The sequence below is a fragment of the Streptomyces sp. NPDC020362 genome (assembly GCF_040642095.1).
Taxonomy (GTDB): Bacteria; Actinomycetota; Actinomycetes; order Streptomycetales; family Streptomycetaceae; genus Streptomyces.
Genome location: NZ_JBFAET010000177.1, coordinates 1 through 18,841 on the forward strand (window position 1 = coordinate 1; position 18,841 = coordinate 18,841).

19 protein-coding genes and 2 tRNA genes are annotated in these 18,841 nt (G+C 70.8%); 4 read left to right on the plus strand and 17 right to left on the minus strand.

Going from position 1 to position 18,841, the window contains the following annotated elements; genetic code table 11:
* Nucleotides 1–38 precede the first annotated feature (38 nt).
* Nucleotides 39–111 (minus strand) — tRNA-Ala (locus AB0H32_RS37830).
* A 127-nt stretch (nt 112–238) separates the two neighbouring features.
* On the opposite strand from AB0H32_RS37830, the gene AB0H32_RS37835 reads away from it, so the two are divergent.
* Complete coding sequence (locus tag AB0H32_RS37835) at nt 239–1,474, plus strand: glycosyltransferase 87 family protein (protein WP_361130717.1); 1,236 nt, start codon at nt 239–241, stop codon at nt 1,472–1,474.
* Here the strand turns inward: AB0H32_RS37835 and AB0H32_RS37840 are convergent.
* The 3 genes from AB0H32_RS37840 to AB0H32_RS37850 all read right to left on the minus strand — a co-directional run bounded on the left by AB0H32_RS37840 (nt 1,453) and on the right by AB0H32_RS37850 (nt 3,296).
* On the minus strand, nt 1,453–1,686 hold the full coding sequence (locus tag AB0H32_RS37840; RefSeq protein WP_006136074.1) for a hypothetical protein: 234 nt from the start codon (nt 1,684–1,686) through the stop codon (nt 1,453–1,455). The genes AB0H32_RS37835 and AB0H32_RS37840 overlap by 22 nt on opposite strands.
* 3 nt (nt 1,687–1,689) lie before the next feature.
* On the minus strand, nt 1,690–1,863 hold the full coding sequence (locus AB0H32_RS37845) for a hypothetical protein (protein WP_361130720.1): 174 nt from the start codon (nt 1,861–1,863) through the stop codon (nt 1,690–1,692).
* Nucleotides 1,864–1,931: 68 nt separating this feature from the next.
* Entirely contained in the window at nt 1,932–3,296 is a 1,365-nt protein-coding gene (locus tag AB0H32_RS37850; protein WP_361130759.1) for an MFS transporter, read from the minus strand.
* Nucleotides 3,297–3,639: 343 nt separating this feature from the next.
* Here AB0H32_RS37850 and AB0H32_RS37855 point away from each other — a divergent pair, with 343 nt between their 5' ends.
* On the plus strand, nt 3,640–4,551 hold the full coding sequence (locus AB0H32_RS37855; RefSeq protein WP_361130723.1) for a helix-turn-helix transcriptional regulator: 912 nt from the start codon (nt 3,640–3,642) through the stop codon (nt 4,549–4,551).
* A 53-nt stretch (nt 4,552–4,604) separates the two neighbouring features.
* Here AB0H32_RS37855 and AB0H32_RS37860 read toward each other — a convergent pair.
* The 7 genes from AB0H32_RS37860 to AB0H32_RS37890 form a co-directional block, all read right to left on the minus strand.
* Nucleotides 4,605–4,677: transfer RNA gene (locus AB0H32_RS37860), tRNA-Ala, on the minus strand.
* 106 nt (nt 4,678–4,783) lie between these two features.
* Nucleotides 4,784–5,452, minus strand: a complete 669-nt coding sequence (locus tag AB0H32_RS37865; RefSeq protein ID WP_361130726.1) for a histidine phosphatase family protein — start codon at nt 5,450–5,452, stop codon at nt 4,784–4,786.
* A complete protein-coding gene (gene rsfS / locus AB0H32_RS37870) occupies nt 5,449–5,895 on the minus strand; it encodes a ribosome silencing factor (protein ID WP_361130728.1) in 447 nt (148 codons plus the stop codon). The genes AB0H32_RS37865 and rsfS overlap by 4 nt, the downstream gene beginning before the upstream one ends.
* 102 nt (nt 5,896–5,997) lie before the next feature.
* Nucleotides 5,998–7,722, minus strand: coding sequence for a LytR C-terminal domain-containing protein (locus AB0H32_RS37875; RefSeq protein WP_361130731.1), 1,725 nt, complete (start codon nt 7,720–7,722; stop codon nt 5,998–6,000).
* 17 nt (nt 7,723–7,739) lie between these two features.
* Entirely contained in the window at nt 7,740–8,465 is a 726-nt protein-coding gene (nadD, locus tag AB0H32_RS37880; RefSeq protein WP_361130734.1) for a nicotinate-nucleotide adenylyltransferase, read from the minus strand.
* A 56-nt stretch (nt 8,466–8,521) separates the two neighbouring features.
* A complete protein-coding gene (locus AB0H32_RS37885) occupies nt 8,522–8,686 on the minus strand; it encodes a hypothetical protein (protein ID WP_361130737.1) in 165 nt (54 codons plus the stop codon).
* 143 nt (nt 8,687–8,829) lie between these two features.
* Nucleotides 8,830–8,994: a hypothetical protein gene (locus AB0H32_RS37890; protein ID WP_361130740.1), complete on the minus strand. Its 165-nt coding sequence runs from the start codon at nt 8,992–8,994 to the stop codon at nt 8,830–8,832.
* Nucleotides 8,995–9,097: 103 nt separating this feature from the next.
* Here AB0H32_RS37890 and AB0H32_RS37895 point away from each other — a divergent pair, with 103 nt between their 5' ends.
* On the plus strand, nt 9,098–10,225 hold the full coding sequence (locus AB0H32_RS37895) for a M48 family metallopeptidase (RefSeq protein WP_361130742.1): 1,128 nt from the start codon (nt 9,098–9,100) through the stop codon (nt 10,223–10,225).
* A 214-nt stretch (nt 10,226–10,439) separates the two neighbouring features.
* On the opposite strand, the gene AB0H32_RS37900 is transcribed toward AB0H32_RS37895, so the two are convergent.
* The 5 genes from AB0H32_RS37900 to proB form a co-directional block, all read right to left on the minus strand.
* Nucleotides 10,440–11,510 (minus strand): hypothetical protein, encoded by a 1,071-nt coding sequence (locus AB0H32_RS37900; protein ID WP_361130745.1) that lies wholly within the window; start codon nt 11,508–11,510, stop codon nt 10,440–10,442.
* Between the two features lie 89 nt (nt 11,511–11,599).
* Nucleotides 11,600–12,163 carry a hypothetical protein gene (locus AB0H32_RS37905; protein WP_361130748.1) on the minus strand — a complete coding sequence of 188 codons (564 nt, stop codon included), beginning with the start codon at nt 12,161–12,163 and terminating at the stop codon, nt 11,600–11,602.
* Nucleotides 12,164–12,281: 118 nt separating this feature from the next.
* Nucleotides 12,282–13,568, minus strand: a complete 1,287-nt coding sequence (locus AB0H32_RS37910) for a glutamate-5-semialdehyde dehydrogenase (protein WP_361130751.1) — start codon at nt 13,566–13,568, stop codon at nt 12,282–12,284.
* Between the two features lie 385 nt (nt 13,569–13,953).
* Nucleotides 13,954–14,388: a hypothetical protein gene (locus AB0H32_RS37915; RefSeq protein WP_361130753.1), complete on the minus strand. Its 435-nt coding sequence runs from the start codon at nt 14,386–14,388 to the stop codon at nt 13,954–13,956.
* A 159-nt stretch (nt 14,389–14,547) separates the two neighbouring features.
* Nucleotides 14,548–15,654, minus strand: a complete 1,107-nt coding sequence (proB, locus tag AB0H32_RS37920; RefSeq protein ID WP_361130761.1) for a glutamate 5-kinase — start codon at nt 15,652–15,654, stop codon at nt 14,548–14,550.
* A 212-nt stretch (nt 15,655–15,866) separates the two neighbouring features.
* On the opposite strand from proB, the gene AB0H32_RS37925 reads away from it, so the two are divergent.
* A complete protein-coding gene (locus tag AB0H32_RS37925) occupies nt 15,867–17,285 on the plus strand; it encodes a polysaccharide pyruvyl transferase family protein (RefSeq protein WP_361130756.1) in 1,419 nt (472 codons plus the stop codon).
* A 22-nt stretch (nt 17,286–17,307) separates the two neighbouring features.
* Here the strand turns inward: AB0H32_RS37925 and AB0H32_RS37930 are convergent, their stop codons facing one another.
* Nucleotides 17,308–18,468 (minus strand): glycosyltransferase, encoded by a 1,161-nt coding sequence (locus tag AB0H32_RS37930; protein WP_361130764.1) that lies wholly within the window; start codon nt 18,466–18,468, stop codon nt 17,308–17,310.
* Nucleotides 18,469–18,841: the final 373 nt, after the last annotated feature.

An 18,841-nucleotide genomic window follows, 5' to 3' on the forward strand; every position in this document is an offset into this window, starting at 1 on the left:
GCGGACCATCCGTTCGGATGGTCCGCCCTCGATTCCTGTGGAGCTAAGGAGAATTGAACTCCTGACCTCCTGCATGCCATGCAGGCGCTCTACCAACTGAGCTATAGCCCCTCGCGATCAAGCGGCCGAACCGCTTGCTCCCTGTTCCGCCCGGTTTCCCCGGCGGCGACGCCAACATTACACGGTCCCAGGGGTGCTTCACCAAATCGATTTCCGCTCTGCTCTTATACGGGCACTAATGTCGGCTTTCGTGACCGTGATCGCGTTCTCCGGAGCCCGGCGCCGGGTGTCCGTGGCCGTGGGCGCGTGCCTGGTGTCGTTCATGGCGTTCTGGCTGGCGCAGCGGGCCGCGCACGTGTCGATGATCGACCTGATGGTGTACCGGGCCGAGGGGGCCTCCGTCCGGGCGGGAGGCGACCTGTACGCCCTGCGGGCGACCGCCGCGCACCTGCCCACGACCTATCCGCCGTTCGCAGCCCTGCTGTTCACCGCGCTGACCCTGCCGGACACCGTGGTCCTGCGGCTGCTGGCGACAGCCGGGAACCTCGCCCTCCTCGTGGTGTTCGTACGGCTGTCGCTGAAACTCGTCGGCCACGCGCGCGTGGAGACCGCCTGGTGGGTCGCGGCGGTGTCCGTGTGGTGCGAGCCGGTATGGACGACATTGCGCTACGGCCAGGTCAACCTGCTGGTGGCCGCTCTCGTGCTGTGGGACCTGTCCCGCCCGCCCGCCCAGGGGGGCGACCGCTGGGCCGGGGCGGGGCTCGGGCTCGCCGCGGCCGTCAAGCTGACGCCCGCCCTGTTCCCGGTGTTCCTGCTCGCCGCGGGCGTCACGGCCCGCCTGCGGGGCGAGGACGGAGGGCCGTGGCTGCGGCACGCGCGCGGGGCGGCCGCCGCCTTCACCGGGGCGACCCTGCTGGCGGCGGCCGTCCTGCCGCACGACTCGTGGCGGTTCTGGACGGACATGGTGTTCCGCGCGGACCGGGCCGGGCACGCCGAGGGCGCCGCCAACCAGGCCCTGCGCGGCGTTCTGGCCCGCCTGCTGCACGCGCCCGACCCAGGAGCCCTCTGGGCGGCCTCCGCGACCCTGGTGGCCGCCCTGGGGCTCGCCGTGGCGGTGGCGGCGGAGCTGCGGGGGCGGCGGCCCTGGGCGGTGTGTGCCTGCGCGGTCACCGCGCTGCTGGTCAGTCCGGTCTCGTGGACCCACCACTGGGTGTGGTGCGTGCCCCTGGTGCTGCTGTTGTGGACGCGCGGGCACCGGGCTGCCGCCCTGACCACGGCACTGGTCTTCTCCTCGTACGCCCCGTGGTGGGTGCCGCACGGCACCGGGCGGCCCGAACTGCATCAGAGCGGCGGCCAGTTGGCCGTGTCAGCTCTCTACGCAGCGGCTGCCTCACTGTTCCTCGTGCTGACCCGGACATCGTTGCCGGGGCCCCGGCCGCGGTCGGGACCAGGTCAAGCGGTGACGAAGGAATAGAACCTTTTGAGTGTGCAGTGCTCTTCGAGCAGGCGGCCGTAGATCGGCTCGCCCTCCAGCTCACGGTAGGTCTCGATCGGGTCGCCCTTTATGATCAGCGCCCGCGCGCATTCCTCGCACCAGTACTGGTAGTCGGGATTGATCGGCTCCATGTCACGGACGATCGGCGTACCGCTGCCGCACCAGTCGCACTTTCGCCTGTGTGCACCCATCGATCAGCTCCAGCTGTGGCCGCAGGCCGTGCACACGTAGGAGATTCCGCCATTGTCGCCGAGAACCTGGGCCACATGCGCGGAACCGCAGGAAGGACAGCTGAGACGCGTGGCCGTGCCCCGTATCAACGCCGCACCGAGGAGGTGGCCGCCCTCCTCAAGGATGCTCGCAGGCATCGCTACTCCTCCCGTCGGGCCGCGCCCCCTTCCGGCCGTTTGATTCTGCCACGGCCGGACCAATACGGTCAGCGACGCCTCAGTACCAGTCCGGACACAGCCCCCGCTGCGGCCGTTCCGGCCAGTGCCCAGGCGCACACCGAGAACGCCTCCGCAGAGGTATACGCCCGCAGGGCGCCAAGTGACTCAAGCCGGTTCAGGAACAGTGTGCCGAATGCCGCCACCCCGATCAGCTGACCGAGCTGGACGACCGTCGCCAGCAGCCCGCTGGCGTCCGCCGCGTCCTCGGGCCGCACGGTGGCCAGCGCCCCGGTGAGCGTCGGGCTGAAGGCGAGCGCGAGCCCGATCCCCAGACCGGCGTACCCGGCGTAGAGCAGCACTCCCCCGTCGCCGCCGCCGTGGAAGGCGAGGCCCACAGCGGCCGTGGACACCGCCGTGAGTGCGAAACCGGCCGGGGTGAGCGCCCGCTGCCAGACGGCGGGCCATTTCCTCCAGGTCAGACTGACCGCACCGAAGACGGCCGCGGTCGGCGCGAAACCCAGACCGGCCCGCAGAGGGCTGTAGCCGAGGCCGCCCTGCACGTGCAGGGTCAGCGCGAACAGAAGGCCGGCGTTGACCGACATGACGGCCAGGATCCGGAACACGGCACGGCCGATGCCGGGATGGCGCAGGACCCGGGGTGCGATCAACGGGGCGCCGCCGCGCCGGGCCAGCCGGGATTCGTAGCCGCAGAACACGGCGAACAGCGCCACGGCGGCCCCCAGCGACAGCCAGGACCACAGCGGCCAGTCCTCCTCCTGCCCCAGCACCAGCGGCACGGTCAGCAGCGACACGGCCGCACCGAGCAGCACGAGTCCGGGCAGGTCGAGGTCGCGTGCCCGCCCGGGCGCCCCGCCGCGGCCCAGCGGCAGCACCCGCCTCCCCAGCACCAGCAGCAACACGCCCACCGGCACGTTGACCAGGAACACCGGCCGCCAGCCGGTACCGAAGAGGTCGGCGCTGACCAGCACACCACCCACGATCTGTCCGGCCGCGGCGCCGACGGCGAGGACCGCTGAGTAGGCGCCGAGCGCCCGGGCCCGGGCCTCGCCGGTGAAGGTGCGCTGGATCATGCTGAGCACCTGCGGGATCATCAGCGCCGCGCCGGCGCCCTGCACCAGCCGGAAGACGATCAGCACGGTCGCCCCTCGCGCCAGGCCGCAGGCGAGCGAGGCGACCGTGAACAGGGCGAGTCCGGCGAGGTGGACCCGGCCGTGGCCGAGCCGGTCGCCGAGGCGGGCACCGGTGATCAGCAGCACGGAGTAGGCGATGGCGTAGCCGGCGATCACCAACTGCAGGTCCGCGCCCGAGGCGTGGAGACCGGAACCGATGGTGGGGGCCGCGACGTTCACGATGAAGACGTCGAGGGCCGCCATGAACAGGGCGGTGAGCAGGACCCCGAGCAGCAGCCGGGGCCGGTTGTCAGTGCCGGGTGTTTCACTGTGAGTGACAGCGGGAGCGCCACCGACAGCAGGTGGCGCCTCACCGTCGGCAGCCGGTGCTTCACCACTGACGGTGGGCGCATCACTGTCAGTGGCGGGTGCTTCACTGATCGCAGGGTTCGGACCGGGTGCGGGACTCGGCCCGGTTCGGGATGTCGTCGTCATGACGCCGAGCCTGACGACGCTCCGGTACGGGTGCCGAGTGCCCGCCGATGCTGGTACCGGCAGCACCTGGCAGGGCCGGGGCCCGATGCCGACGATGAGGACGGGACGACGGGGGACGGGGGAAGCGACGATGGGGACGACGACACAACGCCGCAGGCCGGAGCTGGCCGCCTTCCTGCGCGGCAGGCGGGCGCGACTGACACCGGCCGATGTGGGCACGCCGCCGGGACTGCGGCGGCGCACGCCCGGGCTGCGCCGGGAGGAGGTCGCCCAGCTCTCGGGCGTGGGCGTGACCTGGCACACCTGGCTGGAGCAGGGCCGCCCGATCAACGCCTCGCCGCAGGTACTGGACGCGATCGCGCGCACGCTATGGCTGGAGCCCCCGGAGCGGGAGCATCTGTACCGGCTGGCGGAGGTGCCCTTCGCCCCGGCCCCGGAGGGCCTGACCCGCCGGGTCGGTCCCGAGGTACAGGCCGTCGTCGACGCCCTCGAACCGCTCATCGCGGTGGTCTGCAACGCGCGCTACGACGTCCTCGCCACCAACCCGGCCTACCGCGACCTGTTCGTGGTGCCCGAGACCGTCAGGATCGGCGTGCCGAACGTGCTGTGGACGCTGTTCACCGTGCCGGAGGAGACATGCCCGGTGGTGCACCGGGACCGCGAGCTGCCGCTGATGGTGGCGACACTGCGGTCGGCGTACGGCAGACACGTGGGCGAGCCGGCCTGGGAGGAGTACATACGCGCGCTGTCGGCGGCGAGCCCCCACTTCGCGAGGGTGTGGGCCGGCGGTGAGGTGACGCCTCCGGGACCCCGGGTGAAGACGTTCCGTCACGAGGCGGTGGGCGAGATGCGGATGACCTCCCAGTCGCTGTCCATCGACGGGATGCCCGAGTGCCGGATCGTGGTCTACACGCCGACGGACGAGGACGCGCGTACGAAGGTCGCGTTGCTGAGGGAGCGGAGACAGCAGCTGTGGCCGCCGACGGACGGGGAGGCCACGGAGATCATCCGGCGATGGAATGCAGAAAATCCCGCCCCCTGAGGGGACGGGATTCTCATCACCGATCTTTGACAACTCAACAGAGTGTCGATCAGTGGAGCTAAGGAGAATTGAACTCCTGACCTCCTGCATGCCATGCAGGCGCTCTACCAACTGAGCTATAGCCCCTCGCGTTCTTCCCGCTCCGCGGGGCGAACAAGAAGAACTCTAGCCTGTGACCTGCCGGAAAGTGAAATCCGGGTACCGGACCGGAAACGGCGGGCCCTTCTGCGGCTCAGTCGTCGTCGCCGAGGACGGGCTCCGGGAGGGTGCCCGCGTTGTGCTCCAGCAGACGCCAGCCTCGGGCGCCCTCTCCGAGCACGGACCAGCAGCAGTTGGAGAGGCCGCCGAGGCTCTCCCAGTCGTGGGCCGCCAGGCCGAGGAGACGGCCGATGGTGGTGCGGATGGTGCCGCCGTGGCTCACCACCACGAGGGTGCCGTCCTCGGGCAGCTTCTCGGCGTGCCGCAGCACGATGGGGGCGGCGCGGTCGGCGACCTCGGTCTCCAGTTCGCCGCCGCCGCGGCGGACCGCCTCGCCGCGCTTCCAGGCGGCGTACTGCTCGCCGTAGCGGGTGATGATCTCCTCGTGGGTCAGCCCCTGCCAGACGCCCGCGTAGGTCTCGCGCAGGCCCTCCTCGCGGATGACGTCGAGACCGGTGAGAGCGGCCAGCTCGGCGGCCGTGAGCGCCGCCCGCTGCAGGTCCGAGGAGACGATCGTGTCGGGTCCCAGGGAGGCGAGGAGGCGCGCGGCGCGGCGGGCCTGGCCGATGCCGGTATCGGTCAGCTCGACGTCCGTGGTGCCCTGGAAGCGGCGCTCCACGTTCCACGAGGTCTGGCCGTGCCGCCACAGGATGATGCGGCGGCCCCGGCCCCTGCGGTCGCTCACCTCACCGGTGGCGCTCATCGCCACTCCCCGCCCGGTTCGTCGGCGGCCTCGGCGGCCTGCAGCTTGGCGTGCTCCTCGGCCTTGCCGCGGGTGGCCTTGGCGTCGGCGGGCAGCTCGATCTCGGGGCAGTCCTTCCACAGCCGCTCCAGGGCGTAGAAGACCCGCTCCTCGCTGTGCTGGACGTGCACGACGATGTCGACGTAGTCGAGCAGGATCCAGCGGGAGTCGCGGTCGCCCTCGCGGCGTACCGGCTTGATGCCGAGGTCCTTCAGCAGGCGCTCCTCGATCTCGTCGACGATCGCCTTGACCTGGCGGTCGTTCGGCGCGGAGGCCAGCAGAAATGCGTCCGTGATCGACAGCACGTCGCTGACGTCGTAGGCGATGACGTCGTGGGCGAGCTTGTCGGCCGCTGCATGGGCGGCGGTGTTGATGAGCTCAAGGGAACGGTCGGTGGCGGTCACTACATGGCTTTCCGTCAGGCGGTCACTTGGCTTCAAGGGTCTCACGGACCACCTGACACACCCCACGTGATTACGGCAGCACGTGGGGTGCCCGGATCGTTGTCAGGAGGAGGAGGGCCTGTAGTCACGGCCGAGGACGACCGACACGTCGGCTCCGGAGGAGACGGTGCCCTTGGTCACAGCGCCGGCCGACACGCCCAGGGTCTTGGCGACCTCGGCGGCGTTCGCCTTGGCCGCGGCATCGGAGTACAGCACCTGGGAGGTGGTCCGGGTGCCGGACGCGGTGCCGCCCTCCAGGAAGGTGAAGCCGCCGTTGAGGAGCACCACGCGAGCCTTCTCCGTGTCGTCCTTCACACCGGTGGCGTTCTGGACGGAGACCCGGACCGAGGAGCCCGCGTCGGGGCTCTTGGCGGTGCCGCCGAGGATGTCCTTGACCACGCTGTCGCTGGTCTGAGCGCTCAGTGTGCCGTCGGACCCCACGGGCAGCAGGGCCGTCTTGTAGTCGCCCTCCTTGGCGAGGTCGGCGAGCTTGGCGAGGAAGGTGCCGAGGTCCTTGTCGGTCAGCGGCGGGTCGAGGATCTGCGCAAGGGTCTGGACGGTGACCGTGGCGTCCGCGGCATCGGAGGAGACCTTGCGCAGCACGCCCTGCAGGACCTGCCCGAACCGCTCCAGCTGGGCGTTCTGGGACTCGCCGGCGGCGCGGTAGGTGGCGTAGGCGACGGCCATCTTGCCGCTGAGGGTCTGGCCCTTGCCCTGGTGGACGAGCGGGGAGGTGCCCTTCTTCTTGGCGTCCGGGTCGGGGACGTCGGCATTGGTGTCGACGTCGATGTTGCCGACGATGTCGACGAGGTTCTGCAGATACGGGGTGTCCAGGCGCCAGGTGCCCTGGATGTTGGTGCCGAGGACGGTGTCCAGCTGGTCGCGGGTTCCGGAGGAGCCGTCGTCGTCGACCGACTTGGCGAGGGTCGTATTGGAGCCGTCGTCGTCGCTCAGCGCGAGGGAGTTGGGCAGCAGGACGGTCGTGCCCTGCTTGGTGGTGGTGTTGTCGACCAGCAGCGCTGTCGAGGTGCCGCCCTTGCCGGTGTTGTGCAGGTGGACGACGATCACATCGCGCTTCTGGGCGCCCGCCGATGCCGCCGCGTCCTCCTTGGAGCCGGAGGTGGACAGGCCAGGCAGCTTCCCGGCGTACCAGAGGTAGCCGACGCCGCCGACGGCGACGAGCGCGAGGACGACGAGGAGGGCGACGATCCGGGTGCGGGCGCGACGGCGCGCCTCCTCGCGGCGCTCGGTCCGGTTCTCGGTGAAGTTCAGCCAGTCGATGACGTCCTCGGAGTCACCGTCCGGCTCCTCCAGGAAGGCGAACTGCTCGGTGCGGTAGTCCCGTTCGCCCGGGGCCGTCTTCTCCTCGGGCTCCTGCGGGGGCCGCGCCTCCTCGGCCGGACCGGCCTGCTGCGGGATGTGGGCGGTCTGCTCGGCGACCCGCGGCGGCTGGCCGCTGGTGGCCGTCTGCCCGTAGGGGTCGTACGGGGCGGCGGTGCCCTGGGTGCCGGTGGCGTACGGGTCGTAGGGAGCCTGGGAGCCGTAGGAGTCGTACGGGGGCGCTGCAGGGGGCTGCTGACCGGTGTCGTACGGGTCGTAGGACGGCGCGGTCTGCTGCCGGCCCGTGGCGTACGGGTCGTAGCCGTAGCCCTGCTGGGCGTACGGGTCGTACGTCCGCTGCTGCGGCTGCTGGGCGGGGACCTGCCGGTACACAGGCTGCCCGTACTCGTCGTAGCCGACGAGTTCGTACTGGTCGTTCCCGTACCCCGCGTCGTATCGGTCGTTCACCGGTAGCCCCTCTCGGCTCACTCGCCGCGGTACAGCTCGCGCTTGTCGATGTAGCGCACGACTCCGTCCGGCACCATGTACCAGATGGGCTCGCCCTTGGCGACTCTCGCACGGCAGTCGGTGGAGGAGATGGCGAGGGCGGGCACCTCGACGAGCGAGACGCCGCCTTCCGGCAGGCCGGGGTCGGTCAGATGGTGACCGGGGCGGGTGACGCCGATGAAGTGCGCGAGGGAGAACAGTTCCTCCGAGTCCCGCCAGGTCAGCAGCTGGGCGAGGGCGTCGGCACCGGTGATGAAGAAAAGGTCCGTGTCGGGGTTGAGTGCGCGCAGATCGCGCAGCGTGTCCACGGTGTAGGTGGGGCCGCCGCGGTCGATGTCGATGCGGCTGACGGAGAACTGCGGGTTCTCGGCAGTCGCGATGACCGTCATCAGGTAGCGGTCCTCGGCCGGGGAGACCTTGCGGTGGGACTTCTGCCACGGCTGGCCGGTGGGCACGAACACGACCTCGTCCAGCTGGAACTGCGCGGCGACCTCACTGGCCGCCACGAGGTGTCCGTGGTGGATCGGGTCGAATGTTCCGCCCATGACGCCGAGGCGGCGCTTGCCCAAGTGGGCGGGGCCGCTGCCCGGGCCGTACACCGAGGTCCTCACCGTGCCGGCTGCCGGGTCGGCGGTGTGAGCGGCGTCGGCGGCTCGTGCAGCCGTCTCGTCCGCCGGACCGGTAGGCATGTCCTGCTCTCCCATGCGTGCAGACCCTACCGGCCCGGTCTGAGGGCCCCGGCGGGGGACGGGGTCAGGGGTCAGCGGTCGCGGTTGAAGCGGGTGGTGATCCACAGGAGCAGCAGCAGGATGACGAAGGCGCTGCCGCCGGTGACGGCCGGGTTCAGGCTGTTGTGGTGACCGCCGTGCTCCTCGCCCTCGGCGGCGAGGGTGACCAACTGGGCAGCGGCGCTGTGGAAGCTCATCTTCGGCAGGACCTATCGCGTGTGGGCGGGATAAAGACGTCGGCTCATCGTATGCGGGCGGCCCGGCGGCGATCACGCCGACTCCGCCGTTGGGGCGGGACCGGGATGCGGGCGGGCCGCGGACGGGGAACTTTCGCCGCCTGTCAGTCGTCCTTCTGCTTGTAGCCGCGCAGCAGGAACCATCCGGTCAGTGCGCAGCCAAGGATCATCACGATCAGGACGATGCGGAGCAGATTTCCCGCCCCGTGCTGCTGGACGGCACTCGTGGCGGCCTCGGTCAGCCAGGTGGCTGGGGGGTGGTGCTCCATGGCGTGGACTCCTTCGGCTGTACTGCCCGTCCACGGTATCTCCGCCTAGGCTGGCCCCTGCCTCGGGGGCACAGTGGGCACTGACACGCACATGGGGGAAGACATGTCCGACGACGGCCGCGAGCAGACCGGGCACGAGCGCGTGCCGAGCAGGCAGCGCAGGCGCTTCCCGGGGATCTCCTCGCGCGCGTACGAGCACCCGGCCGACCGGTCGGCCCTGGTGGCGCTGCGCAAACTGAGCGGTTTCGACACCGTCTTCAAGGCACTGAGCGGGTTGCTTCCGGAGCGGAGCCTGAGGCTTTTGTTCCTGTCCGACTCGGTTCGGGTGTCGGAGCGGCAGTTCTCGCACCTGAACGACATGCTGCTGGACGCCTGCTACATCCTGGACCTGGAGAAGGTCCCGCCGATGTACGTCACGCAGGATCCGCAGCCGAACGCGATGTGCATCGGGCTGGACGAGCCGATCATCGTGGTCACCACGGGCCTGGTCGAGCTGCTCGACGAGGAGGAGATGCGGGCGGTCGTCGGGCACGAGGTGGGGCATGCCCTGTCCGGGCACTCGGTGTACCGCACGATCCTGCTGTTCCTGACGACCCTGGCGCTGAAGGTCGCCTGGATTCCGCTGGGCAATCTCGCGATCATGGCGCTCGTGACGGCGCTGCGGGAGTGGTTCCGCAAGTCGGAGCTGTCCGCGGACCGGGCGGGGCTGCTGGTGGGACAGGACGTGCGGGCCTCGATGCGGGGGCTGATGAAGATCGCGGGCGGCAATCACCTGCACGAGATGAATGTGGACGCGTTCCTGGAGCAGGCCGAGGAGTACGACTCCGGGGGCGACCTGCGGGACTCCGTACTGAAGATCCTGAACGTGCTGCCCCGCTCGCACCCCTTCACCACCGTGCGCGCGGCCGAGCTGAAGAAGTGGTCCGAGTCCCGGGACTTCCAGCGGATCATGGACGGGCACTACCCGCGGCGCAGCGAGGACAAGGACACCTCGGTCGGCGACTCCTTCCGCGAGTCCGCCGCGAGCTATGCCAGCGATGTGAAGAGCTCCAAGGACCCGCTGATGAAGCTGGTCACGGACATAGCGGGAGGCGCCGGCGGCCTGGGCGGCCGGGTCCGCCGTGGCTTCGACGGCTTCACCAGCCCGGCTCCCCCGAAGGACGGCTCCCACGACACGCAGACCCGGGACTCGGAGACCGGGGACTCGGAGACCCGGGACGACGGGGAGTAGAGGCCACCGTAGGGCGACAGGGGGGCGGCTGCGGGCGGGGGCACCACCGCCTCCGCACCACCGCCCGGTACCAACGCCCCACGCCTCCGGCGCGCGCCCTCAAGCCTGCCAGCGCCCTCAGCCCGTCCGTGTCCTCGGCCCGCCCACACCCGCAACCCGCCCGCGCCGTCCGGCTGCCCGACGCGGCACCCGGCACCCGGCACCCGGCGCCCCCTCACCCCGTCGGCTGGGCGTCAGCGGCGAGCGTGCCGCACAGGGACGCCGCGCTGTCCGTCGCGTAGGGATTGGTGCCGGCGGGGGCGCCCGTGCGGGCCGTCTGGTCGAAGAGGAGGGGGCGCAGGTAGGAGGTGGCGTCCTCGGCGCAGGACAGGGGGCCCGCCTGGGCGTAGGAGCTGACCAGCTGGAGCTGGCCCACCCGTAGGTTGTCGCGGTCGAAGCGGAAGGTCAGCCGACGGCGGACGGTGAACAGGGACGCCCGGGCGTCGGTGGCGGCGCCGGCCGGGCGGAGCGCGTAGACGAAGATCGTGTCGGCGCTGACCTCCAGTGTGGCCGAGTCGGTCTCGGCGGCCTGCAGTGTGCCCTGGACCCGGATCTTGTCGTCGGCGAGCCGGGCGCGGGAGGGATCGAGGCGGACCACCCAGCCGGTGGGGCTGTGCCGGCCGTCCGCCGCGGGGCGGTCGAAGCTCTGGTCGAACTGGTCGAGCTGGTCGGCATCGATCAGGGACCGGGCGGAGCGGACCTGGCGTCCGGCGAGTACGTCGGGGTCGAGGGAGGAGCGGACGAGGTAGTTCCTGGCGCTGCTCAGGGCGGCCGTGACCTGGCTGTCGGAGAAGTGCACGGTGCTGCGGGTGGCGGGCAGCGGGATCCCCGCGGCGCCGACCTCGAACTCGCGGGCGGGGCTGTGCGCGTACAGGGCCTCGGCATCGACGGCACCGGGCACCTTGCCCTGCGGGGCGAGCGGGATGACGCTCATCCGCAGCGGCTCTGCGGAGCGCCGGGCCTGCGGGGAGCCGTAGGGGTGGCGGACGCTCATGTAGATCGCGGTGCCGAAGGCGACGGCGATCAGCACGGCGAGGATCAGGAGCTGGCGGGTCAGCCCCCGGTGCAGGGGCGGGCGGCGGCGGACGGCGGGCGCGTGGTCGGCCATGCGCTCCTGCGCGGAGTACTCCTGGAGGCGGGCAGCCCGGACGAACGATTCGTCGAACACGACGGATCGGTACTCGTCCTCTGCACCACCGGGGGCGCCCTCGGGTGTCCCCTCCGGTGGGTCTCCAGGCCCGCCCATACTTTCAGAGTAGGTCTCGCGGGCCTCAGGTAAACGCCCTGCTACGCGACAACTTCTGACAGGTTCTCACCAGGAGGGTGCCGGGGCGTTCAGGGCGTTCTCGGGGTCGCGGAGACCGCCGGCTGGGATGTGTCGGCGGAAACGGAGGGCGCCGCGACACTGCCCTGCTCCAGACCTGTCGAAGCGGGGGCGGGCACCCGGTCGCGGGTGTTCGAGGAGGCGCCCCGGTAGACCGCGGCGAAGGCCAGGGCGACCATGCCGATCCCCATCACGAGGGCGAGGATCCAGGCGACGGGCCGGTGCCAGCGGACCTGTTTGCCGAAGGGGCCGCGGTGGTCGCCGAGGACGTAGGTGTCGTCCAGCTCGTCGTCGTCCCGATCTTGGCCGAAACCGGTCCCCTCGGGGACGTACCCGTCGTCGTAGGGCTCGCCTCGGGCGTGGGCACGGCGGGCCTCTGCCTCGGAGGCCTCGGCTCTGGCCTGCGCGGCGGCCAGGAGGCGCTCGACCGCGGTCGGCTCGTGCACCACGGCCGCACGTACGAAGGCCTCGTCGAAGACCACGGAGGCGAACTCATCGTCCGACACCCCGTGGTCGTGGTCGTCGTCGGGCTCCCAGCCGTCAGGGAACGGCGTGCCCCCCACGTCCTCCGGCACGGATCCAGAGTAGACCTGGGGGGTCAATTTGGGCAGACGGTATGGAAATTCATCCGTCAGGTGAGACGCCTTTTCGGACGAACCGGCCGGGAGGGTACTGCCGGCCCGAACGGGTGGTTCAGCGCCGTACGTGCCCGTCGCCGGTGACGATGTACTTCGTGCTGGTCAGCTCCGGCAGGCCCATGGGGCCGCGGGCGTGCAGCTTCTGGGTGGAGATGCCGATCTCGGCACCGAAACCGAACTGGCTGCCGTCGGTGAAGCGGGTGGAGGCGTTCACGGCGACCGTGGTGGAGTCGACCAGCTGGGTGAAGCGGCGGGCGGCCTGCTGGGAGGTGGTGACGATGGCCTCGGTGTGGCCGGAGGTCCACAGCCGGATGTGCTCGACCGCCTTGTCCAGCGAGTCCACGACCGCGGCGGCGATGTCGTAGGAGAGGTACTCGGTCTCCCAGTCCTCCGGGGTCGCCTCGACCACGGTGGCCTTGGAGTCCTTGGCATAGGCGAGGACCCGCTCGTCGGCGTGGACCGTCACACCGGCCGAGGCGAGGGCGTCGAGGGCGCGCGGCAGGAACTCGGGGGCGATGTCCTGGTGGACCAGGAGGGTCTCGGCGGCGTTGCAGACGCTGACCCGCTGGGCCTTGGAGTTGATCAGGATCTCGATCGCCGTCGCGATGTCCGCCTGGGCGTCGACGTAGACGTGGCAGTTGCCGGTGCCGGTCTCGATGACGGGCACGGTCGACTCGCTGACCACGGTCTGGATCAGGGAGGCGCCGCCGCGCGGGATGAGGACGTCGACCAGGCCGCGGGCGCGCATCAGCTCGCGCACGGACTCGCGGCTCTCCCCCGGCACCAGCTGTACGGCGTCGGCGGGCAGCCCGGCCCCGCCGACGGCGTCCCGGATGACCCGGACCAGGGCGGTGTTCGACTCGTACGCGGAGGCCGAGCCGCGCAGCAGCACCGCGTTTCCGGACTTCAGGCACAGGGCGGCGGCATCCACCGTCACGTTCGGGCGGGCCTCGTAGATGATGCCGACCACGCCGAGCGGGACGCGGACCTGGCGCAGGTCGATGCCGTTGGGGAGGGTGGAGCCGCGGACGACCTCGCCGACCGGGTCGGGCAGCTTCACGACGTCGCGGACGTCGGAGGCGATGGCGCGGACCCGCTCGGGGGTGAGGGTGAGCCGGTCGACGATGGCCTCGCTGGTGCCGGCCGCCCGGGCCTTGGCCACGTCCTTGGCGTTGGCCTCGACGATTTCGCCGGTCCGGACCTCCAGGGCGTCGGCGATGGCGAGCAGCGCGTCGTCCTTCACGGCGCGCGGGAGCGGCGCGAGGTCGGCGGCTGCGGCCTTGGCCCGGTAGGCGGCCTGGGTGACCGGGGACATCGAGTCGTACGGCGAGAGCGTGGTCATGGGGGAAGGGTAGTGCGCGGTGCGGGGCGGTTCAGCCGTCGTCCCACACCGCGAGACGGGTCAAAAGGGACGGATCTCTGCGGCTCTGCATCCGGGCGGTCGCCTCGTCCGGAATCAGAGGTGCACCCTCGGCAGACAGGGCCACCCCCGGCGGGAAGGACGCACCGTTGCAGATCCGGAAGGACGCTGCACATCCGGAACGACGCCCGCACATCCGGAAGGACGCTGCAGGTCCGGAGCGACGCTGCAGGTCCGGAGCGACGCTGCAGGTCCGGAGCGACGCTGCAGGTCCGGAGCGACGCTGCAGGTCCGGAGCGACGCTGCAGGTCCGGAGCGACGCTGCAGGTCCGGAGGGACTCAGCCCTGAGGATTCGCCCCTGCGGATTCAGAACGGATGCACTCCCACAGGCGTCGCGGGCGCGGGTCCGTAGCCGTCGGCGATGCGCTGGTGGTAGGTCTCGCGGTCGATGACCTCCAGGCCGACGATCTCCCAGGGCGGCAGTCCGGCGCTCTGCCGGTGCTCGCCCCACAGGCGCAGGGCGACGGCGGCCGCGTCGTGCAGGTCGCGGGCCTCCTCCCAGTACCGGATCTCCGCGTGGTCGCTCGCGTATCTGCTGGTCAGCAGGAAGGGATGGTCGTGGGCGAGCTGTTCCAGGGCGCGCCGCAGGTCCGGCAGCGCGACCTTCTGCCCGGAGACGCTGAGGGTGACGTGCCACAGGCGGGGCAGGTCCTTGGGCTCCTCGTAGTCCTGGTAGGTGTCCCCGGCCGCGACGCTCGTCAGAGCACCGCGGGACGCCGCCCCAGGGCGCACTCGTCTCACGACGGCCTCCTTCACGCAACGCCCCTTGACGGAACGTGTACCGGCAACAAGCCTCTGACTCAAAGTTGAGCAGGCCGCAGGGTTCCGCGTGGCGGTTTTACGGAACGTCCCCCACCGGGGCGCTCCATACGCCCCGATTTACCGGCAGTTTGACAGGAGTTACGAGTGCAGGAGGACCAGGTCGTCCCTGTGTACGACCTCGCGTTCGTACGCCGGGCCCAGCTCGCGCGCCAGCTCCCGGGTCGAACGCCCGATCAGCTGGGGGATCTCCTTGGCGTCGAAGTTGACGAGTCCGCGGGCCACCGCTCGTCCGGTGCTGTCGCGCAGCTCGACGGGGTCGCCGGCGCTGAACTCGCCCTCCACGGCGGCGATTCCGGCCGGCAGCAGTGATGTGCGCCGCTGGACGACCGCGCGGACGGCGCCGTCGTCCAGGGTGAGGGAGCCCTGCGGGGTGGAGGCGTGCTGCAGCCACAGCAGCCGGTCGGCGGAGCGCTTGCCGGTGGGGTGGAAGTAGGTGCCGGTGTCACCGCCGGAGAGCGCCTCCGCCGCATGGACGGCGCTCGTGAGCACCACGGGGATGCCCGCGGCGGCCGCGATCCGGGCCGCCTCGACCTTGGTGACCATGCCGCCGGTGCCGACGCCGGCCTTGCCCGCGCTGCCGATCTCGACCCCGGCGAGGTCCTCGGGGCCGCGTACCTCCGCTATCCGGGAGGTGCCCGGCTTGCTGGGGTCGCCGTCGTAGACACCGTCGATGTCGGACAGGAGCACCAGCAGGTCGGCGTGGACGAGGTGGGCGACGAGGGAGGCGAGGCGGTCGTTGTCGCCGAAGCGGATCTCGTCGGTGGCGACGGTGTCGTTCTCGTTGACGATGGGGAAGGCGCCCATCGCGAGCAGCTTGTCGAGGGTGCGGGAGGCGTTGCGGTGGTGGGCGCGGCGGCTCATGTCGTCGCTGGTGAGCAGGACTTGGCCGACGCGGACGCCGTAGCGGGCGAAGGAGGCTGTGTAGCGGGCCACGAGCAGGCCCTGGCCGACGCTGGCGGCGGCCTGCTGGCGGGCCAGGTCCTTGGGGCGGCGGCGCAGGCCCAGCGGGGCGAGCCCGGCCGCGATGGCGCCCGAGGAGACGAGGACGATCTCTCTCTCCCCGCCGCTGCGGCTCTTGGCGAGGACGTCGACCAGCGCGTCGACGCGGTCGGCGTCCAGGCCGCCCGAGGCGGTGGTCAGCGACGAGGAGCCCACCTTGACGACGATCCTGCGGGCCTCGCCCACGGCCTGCCTTGCCCTTGCCACCTTGCCTGCTGTCCCCTCGCGCGCATCCGGCTGCCTGTGCGGCAATCTACGCGAAGTGGGCCGTGCGGTGCGCGCCGGTCCAGCCTCCGGACAGGCGGGGCGTAGCCGTTTGCTCACGGTTCGCGTACGGCAAAAAGGTTGCATTGGTTGCCTATAGAAATTAAAACCCTTCCAAACATAAGTTGAATTTTGTGCCTCTTACCGTTCATCCCGCGAAGCGCATCCTGCTCAGATCCGGCAAGAGCCCCTACGACGTCCTGTCGGTCGAGGAGGCTCTGCACCGGGACGTCATCGCCACGAACGCGGGCAATCTGATCTTCAGTGACGCCGCACACAAGATCCTTGAGACACCGGGGACCGAGGTCGTCTCGAACGGCATGGCCACGGACGTGAGCGCGGCCGCACGGATCAACGAGGAGTACGACGCGTTCGTCGTCCCGCTGGCCAACGCCTTCCGCCCCTCGTTCGAGGGTGGACTGAAGCGGCTGACCCGGCTGATCGGCAGGCTCCGGATCCCCGTGGTGGTGCTGGGGGTCGGCGCCCAGACCGGGGTGACCTACGACCCGGCACGACTGAAGCCCATGGAACGCTCCGTGCGTGCGTTCTGCTCCGCGGTGCTGGACCGCAGCGCCTCGATCGGCGTGCGGGGCGAGTTCACCGAGCAGTACCTGAGGGACCTCGGCTTCCGGGACGTGGAGGTCATCGGCTGCCCGTCGCTGTTCATGCACGGGCGTGAACTCGACGTGCGCAAGCGGGTGCCCGAGGTGACGGCCGGGTCCCGGATCGCGGTCAACGGTTCGCACAGCGCGGTGCAGAAGCAGGGTCTCGGCAAGATCATCGCCCGGACCCACGAGCGCTACCCGAACCTGTGCTTCGTCGGCCAGAACCTCAGCGACGCACGGCAGTTGCACTGGCGGGATGTCACGGACCCGAACGCCCGGGTGACCGCGATGCCGACCCACCCGGACCACCCGATGTACCGGGAGGGCAGGGTGCGGGTGTACGTCGACCCGGCCACCTGGATCGACGACCTGCGCTCCTTCGACTTCTCCTTCGGCTCCCGCATCCACGGCAACATCGCGGCGCTGCTCGCGGGAACGCCCGCGACGGTGCTGTGCGGCGACTCGCGCACGCTGGAGCTGTGCCGCTACTTCGAGATCCCGCACCTGCGCCTCGACCGGGTCGCCAAGGACCCCGCGGCGGCGGACCCGGCGCGGCTGTACGAGCAGGCGGACCTGAGCGGCCTCACGGGCGGCCACGCGGAGCGCTTCGAGCGGTTCACGGCCTTCCTGGACAGGAACGGCCTGCCGAACACCTTCACGCACGGCGACGGCGGCGCAGCCTTCGAGGAGCGGATGCGGTCGCTGCCGTTCCCGCCGGGTGTACGCCCGTGGAACGACACCGACCTGGCCGCTCTCAGCAGCCGGTTCGGCTGGCTGCACAGCCAGGTCGGCGAACTCACGCAGGACAACGCCCGGTTGAGGCGGGAGCTGGCGCGGGCCAGGAAGACCAGGGAGGCGGTCCCGGCGCCCGCCGCCTCCGTCTACCGGCGCGCCCGCCGGGTGGTGGGCCGGCCGCTGCGGCGGGCGCTGCAGTCGGGCAAGCAGTAGACCCCCGGGCTCCGACGAGCCGTCAGGCCGCCGCCGCCTTGAACTTCCTGGCCGACAGCGTCCGGCGCACCTTGCGCAGGGCCCGGCGCAGGAAGGAGTTGGCGGCGGCCTCGCGGTACCCCGGGAAGGCACGGGCCTCGCGGGGCTCGGCGAGGTAGATGTCGTCGGCGATGCCGGCCTCCCTGGACCGGAAGTGCGGGTAGACGAGGTAGACGCGGGTGCCGCGCTTCTCCAGGAGGGCGGCGGCCTGCTTCTTCGCCTTGACGAACTTCACGACGTCCAGCAGCAGGTCGGCCCGCTGCAGGGCCACCAGGTGCAGCCGGAGCCGTTCGTGGACCTTCAGGCCGCGGGCCACGCCGGGCGTCCAGTAGGCGTCCATCAGCGGCTCGGCCAGCTCGAACTTGCGCCGGCGGACCTCCTCGCTGTCCGCGAGGAACTTGGGCCCGAACTGCGGCAGCAGGGTGATGAGGAAGGGCCGGATCATGAGGGTGTCACGCTTCGGCCCGGCCGGGACCATGTCCTCGATCAGCTTCATCAGGGCGCGCGCGGAGTCGAAGCGGAGGGTGTAGCTGCCGGTCTTCGTGACGTGCTTGCCGTCCTCCCGGCCGACCAGGTAGTAGCAGGGGTAGTCGGCGACCACCGAGACGCCGTCGGCCCGCAGATAGGCCTCCAGCGTGAACAGCGCGTCCTCGCCGGTCCACAGGGACTCGTCGAAGCGCATGCCGTGCTTCTCCAGCAGCGCGCGGCGGAACAGCTTCTGGGCACTGAGCGTGAACTTGATGTTGGAGGAGAAGACGTCGGTACGGTCCAGCGTCTTGCCCCACATCGACTTCGGCGGGATGCGGTTGATGCCCTCGACCTTGCCGAGCACCACGTCGGTGCCGTTCTTGTCGCCCATGGCGACCATGCGCTCCAGGGCCTCGGGCCCGAGCCGGTCGTCGGCGTCGAGGAAGAAGACGTAGCGCCCGGCCGCCTTGCCGAGGCCCACGTTGCGCGGGCCGCTGGGGCCGCCGGAGTTCTCCTGGCGGATGACGGTGACCTGCATGGGAGCGCGGTCCGCGAACTCCTCCAGGTACTCCCCCGTGCCGTCCGTCGAGCCGTCGTCGACCGCGATGACCTCCATGCGTGCCGGGTCGATGGTCTGTGCCTCGACCGACGCCAGGCACTCGACCAGGTACGGCATCGCTTCGTACGCCCCGATGATCACACTCACATCAGGCTGCGTCACGACGGTCACGTTTCCCCCTTGTCAACGGAACATTTACCCCGTATCGCCTCAATCGCAATTTGTTAGACGGGCTTCGGAGGGAAGCGGTTGCCCCACACAGGGTGATGAGTGGCAGACGTCACACAAAGGCGCGGCGCACCTGGGCCGCGGCGGATGGCACCCGACAGTACGTACGGTGGGTAAGAGCTTCTCACCGTCGGTAGACCACACGGGTAAGAGAGCCTGGTAAGAAACCTGAACGAGGGAACGCAGCCGGAAAAGGGCCGGCCCCCGGGCGCTCACCCCCGGGCCCCCCCCCACCCGCGGCGGCAGCGACGAACCCCACCCC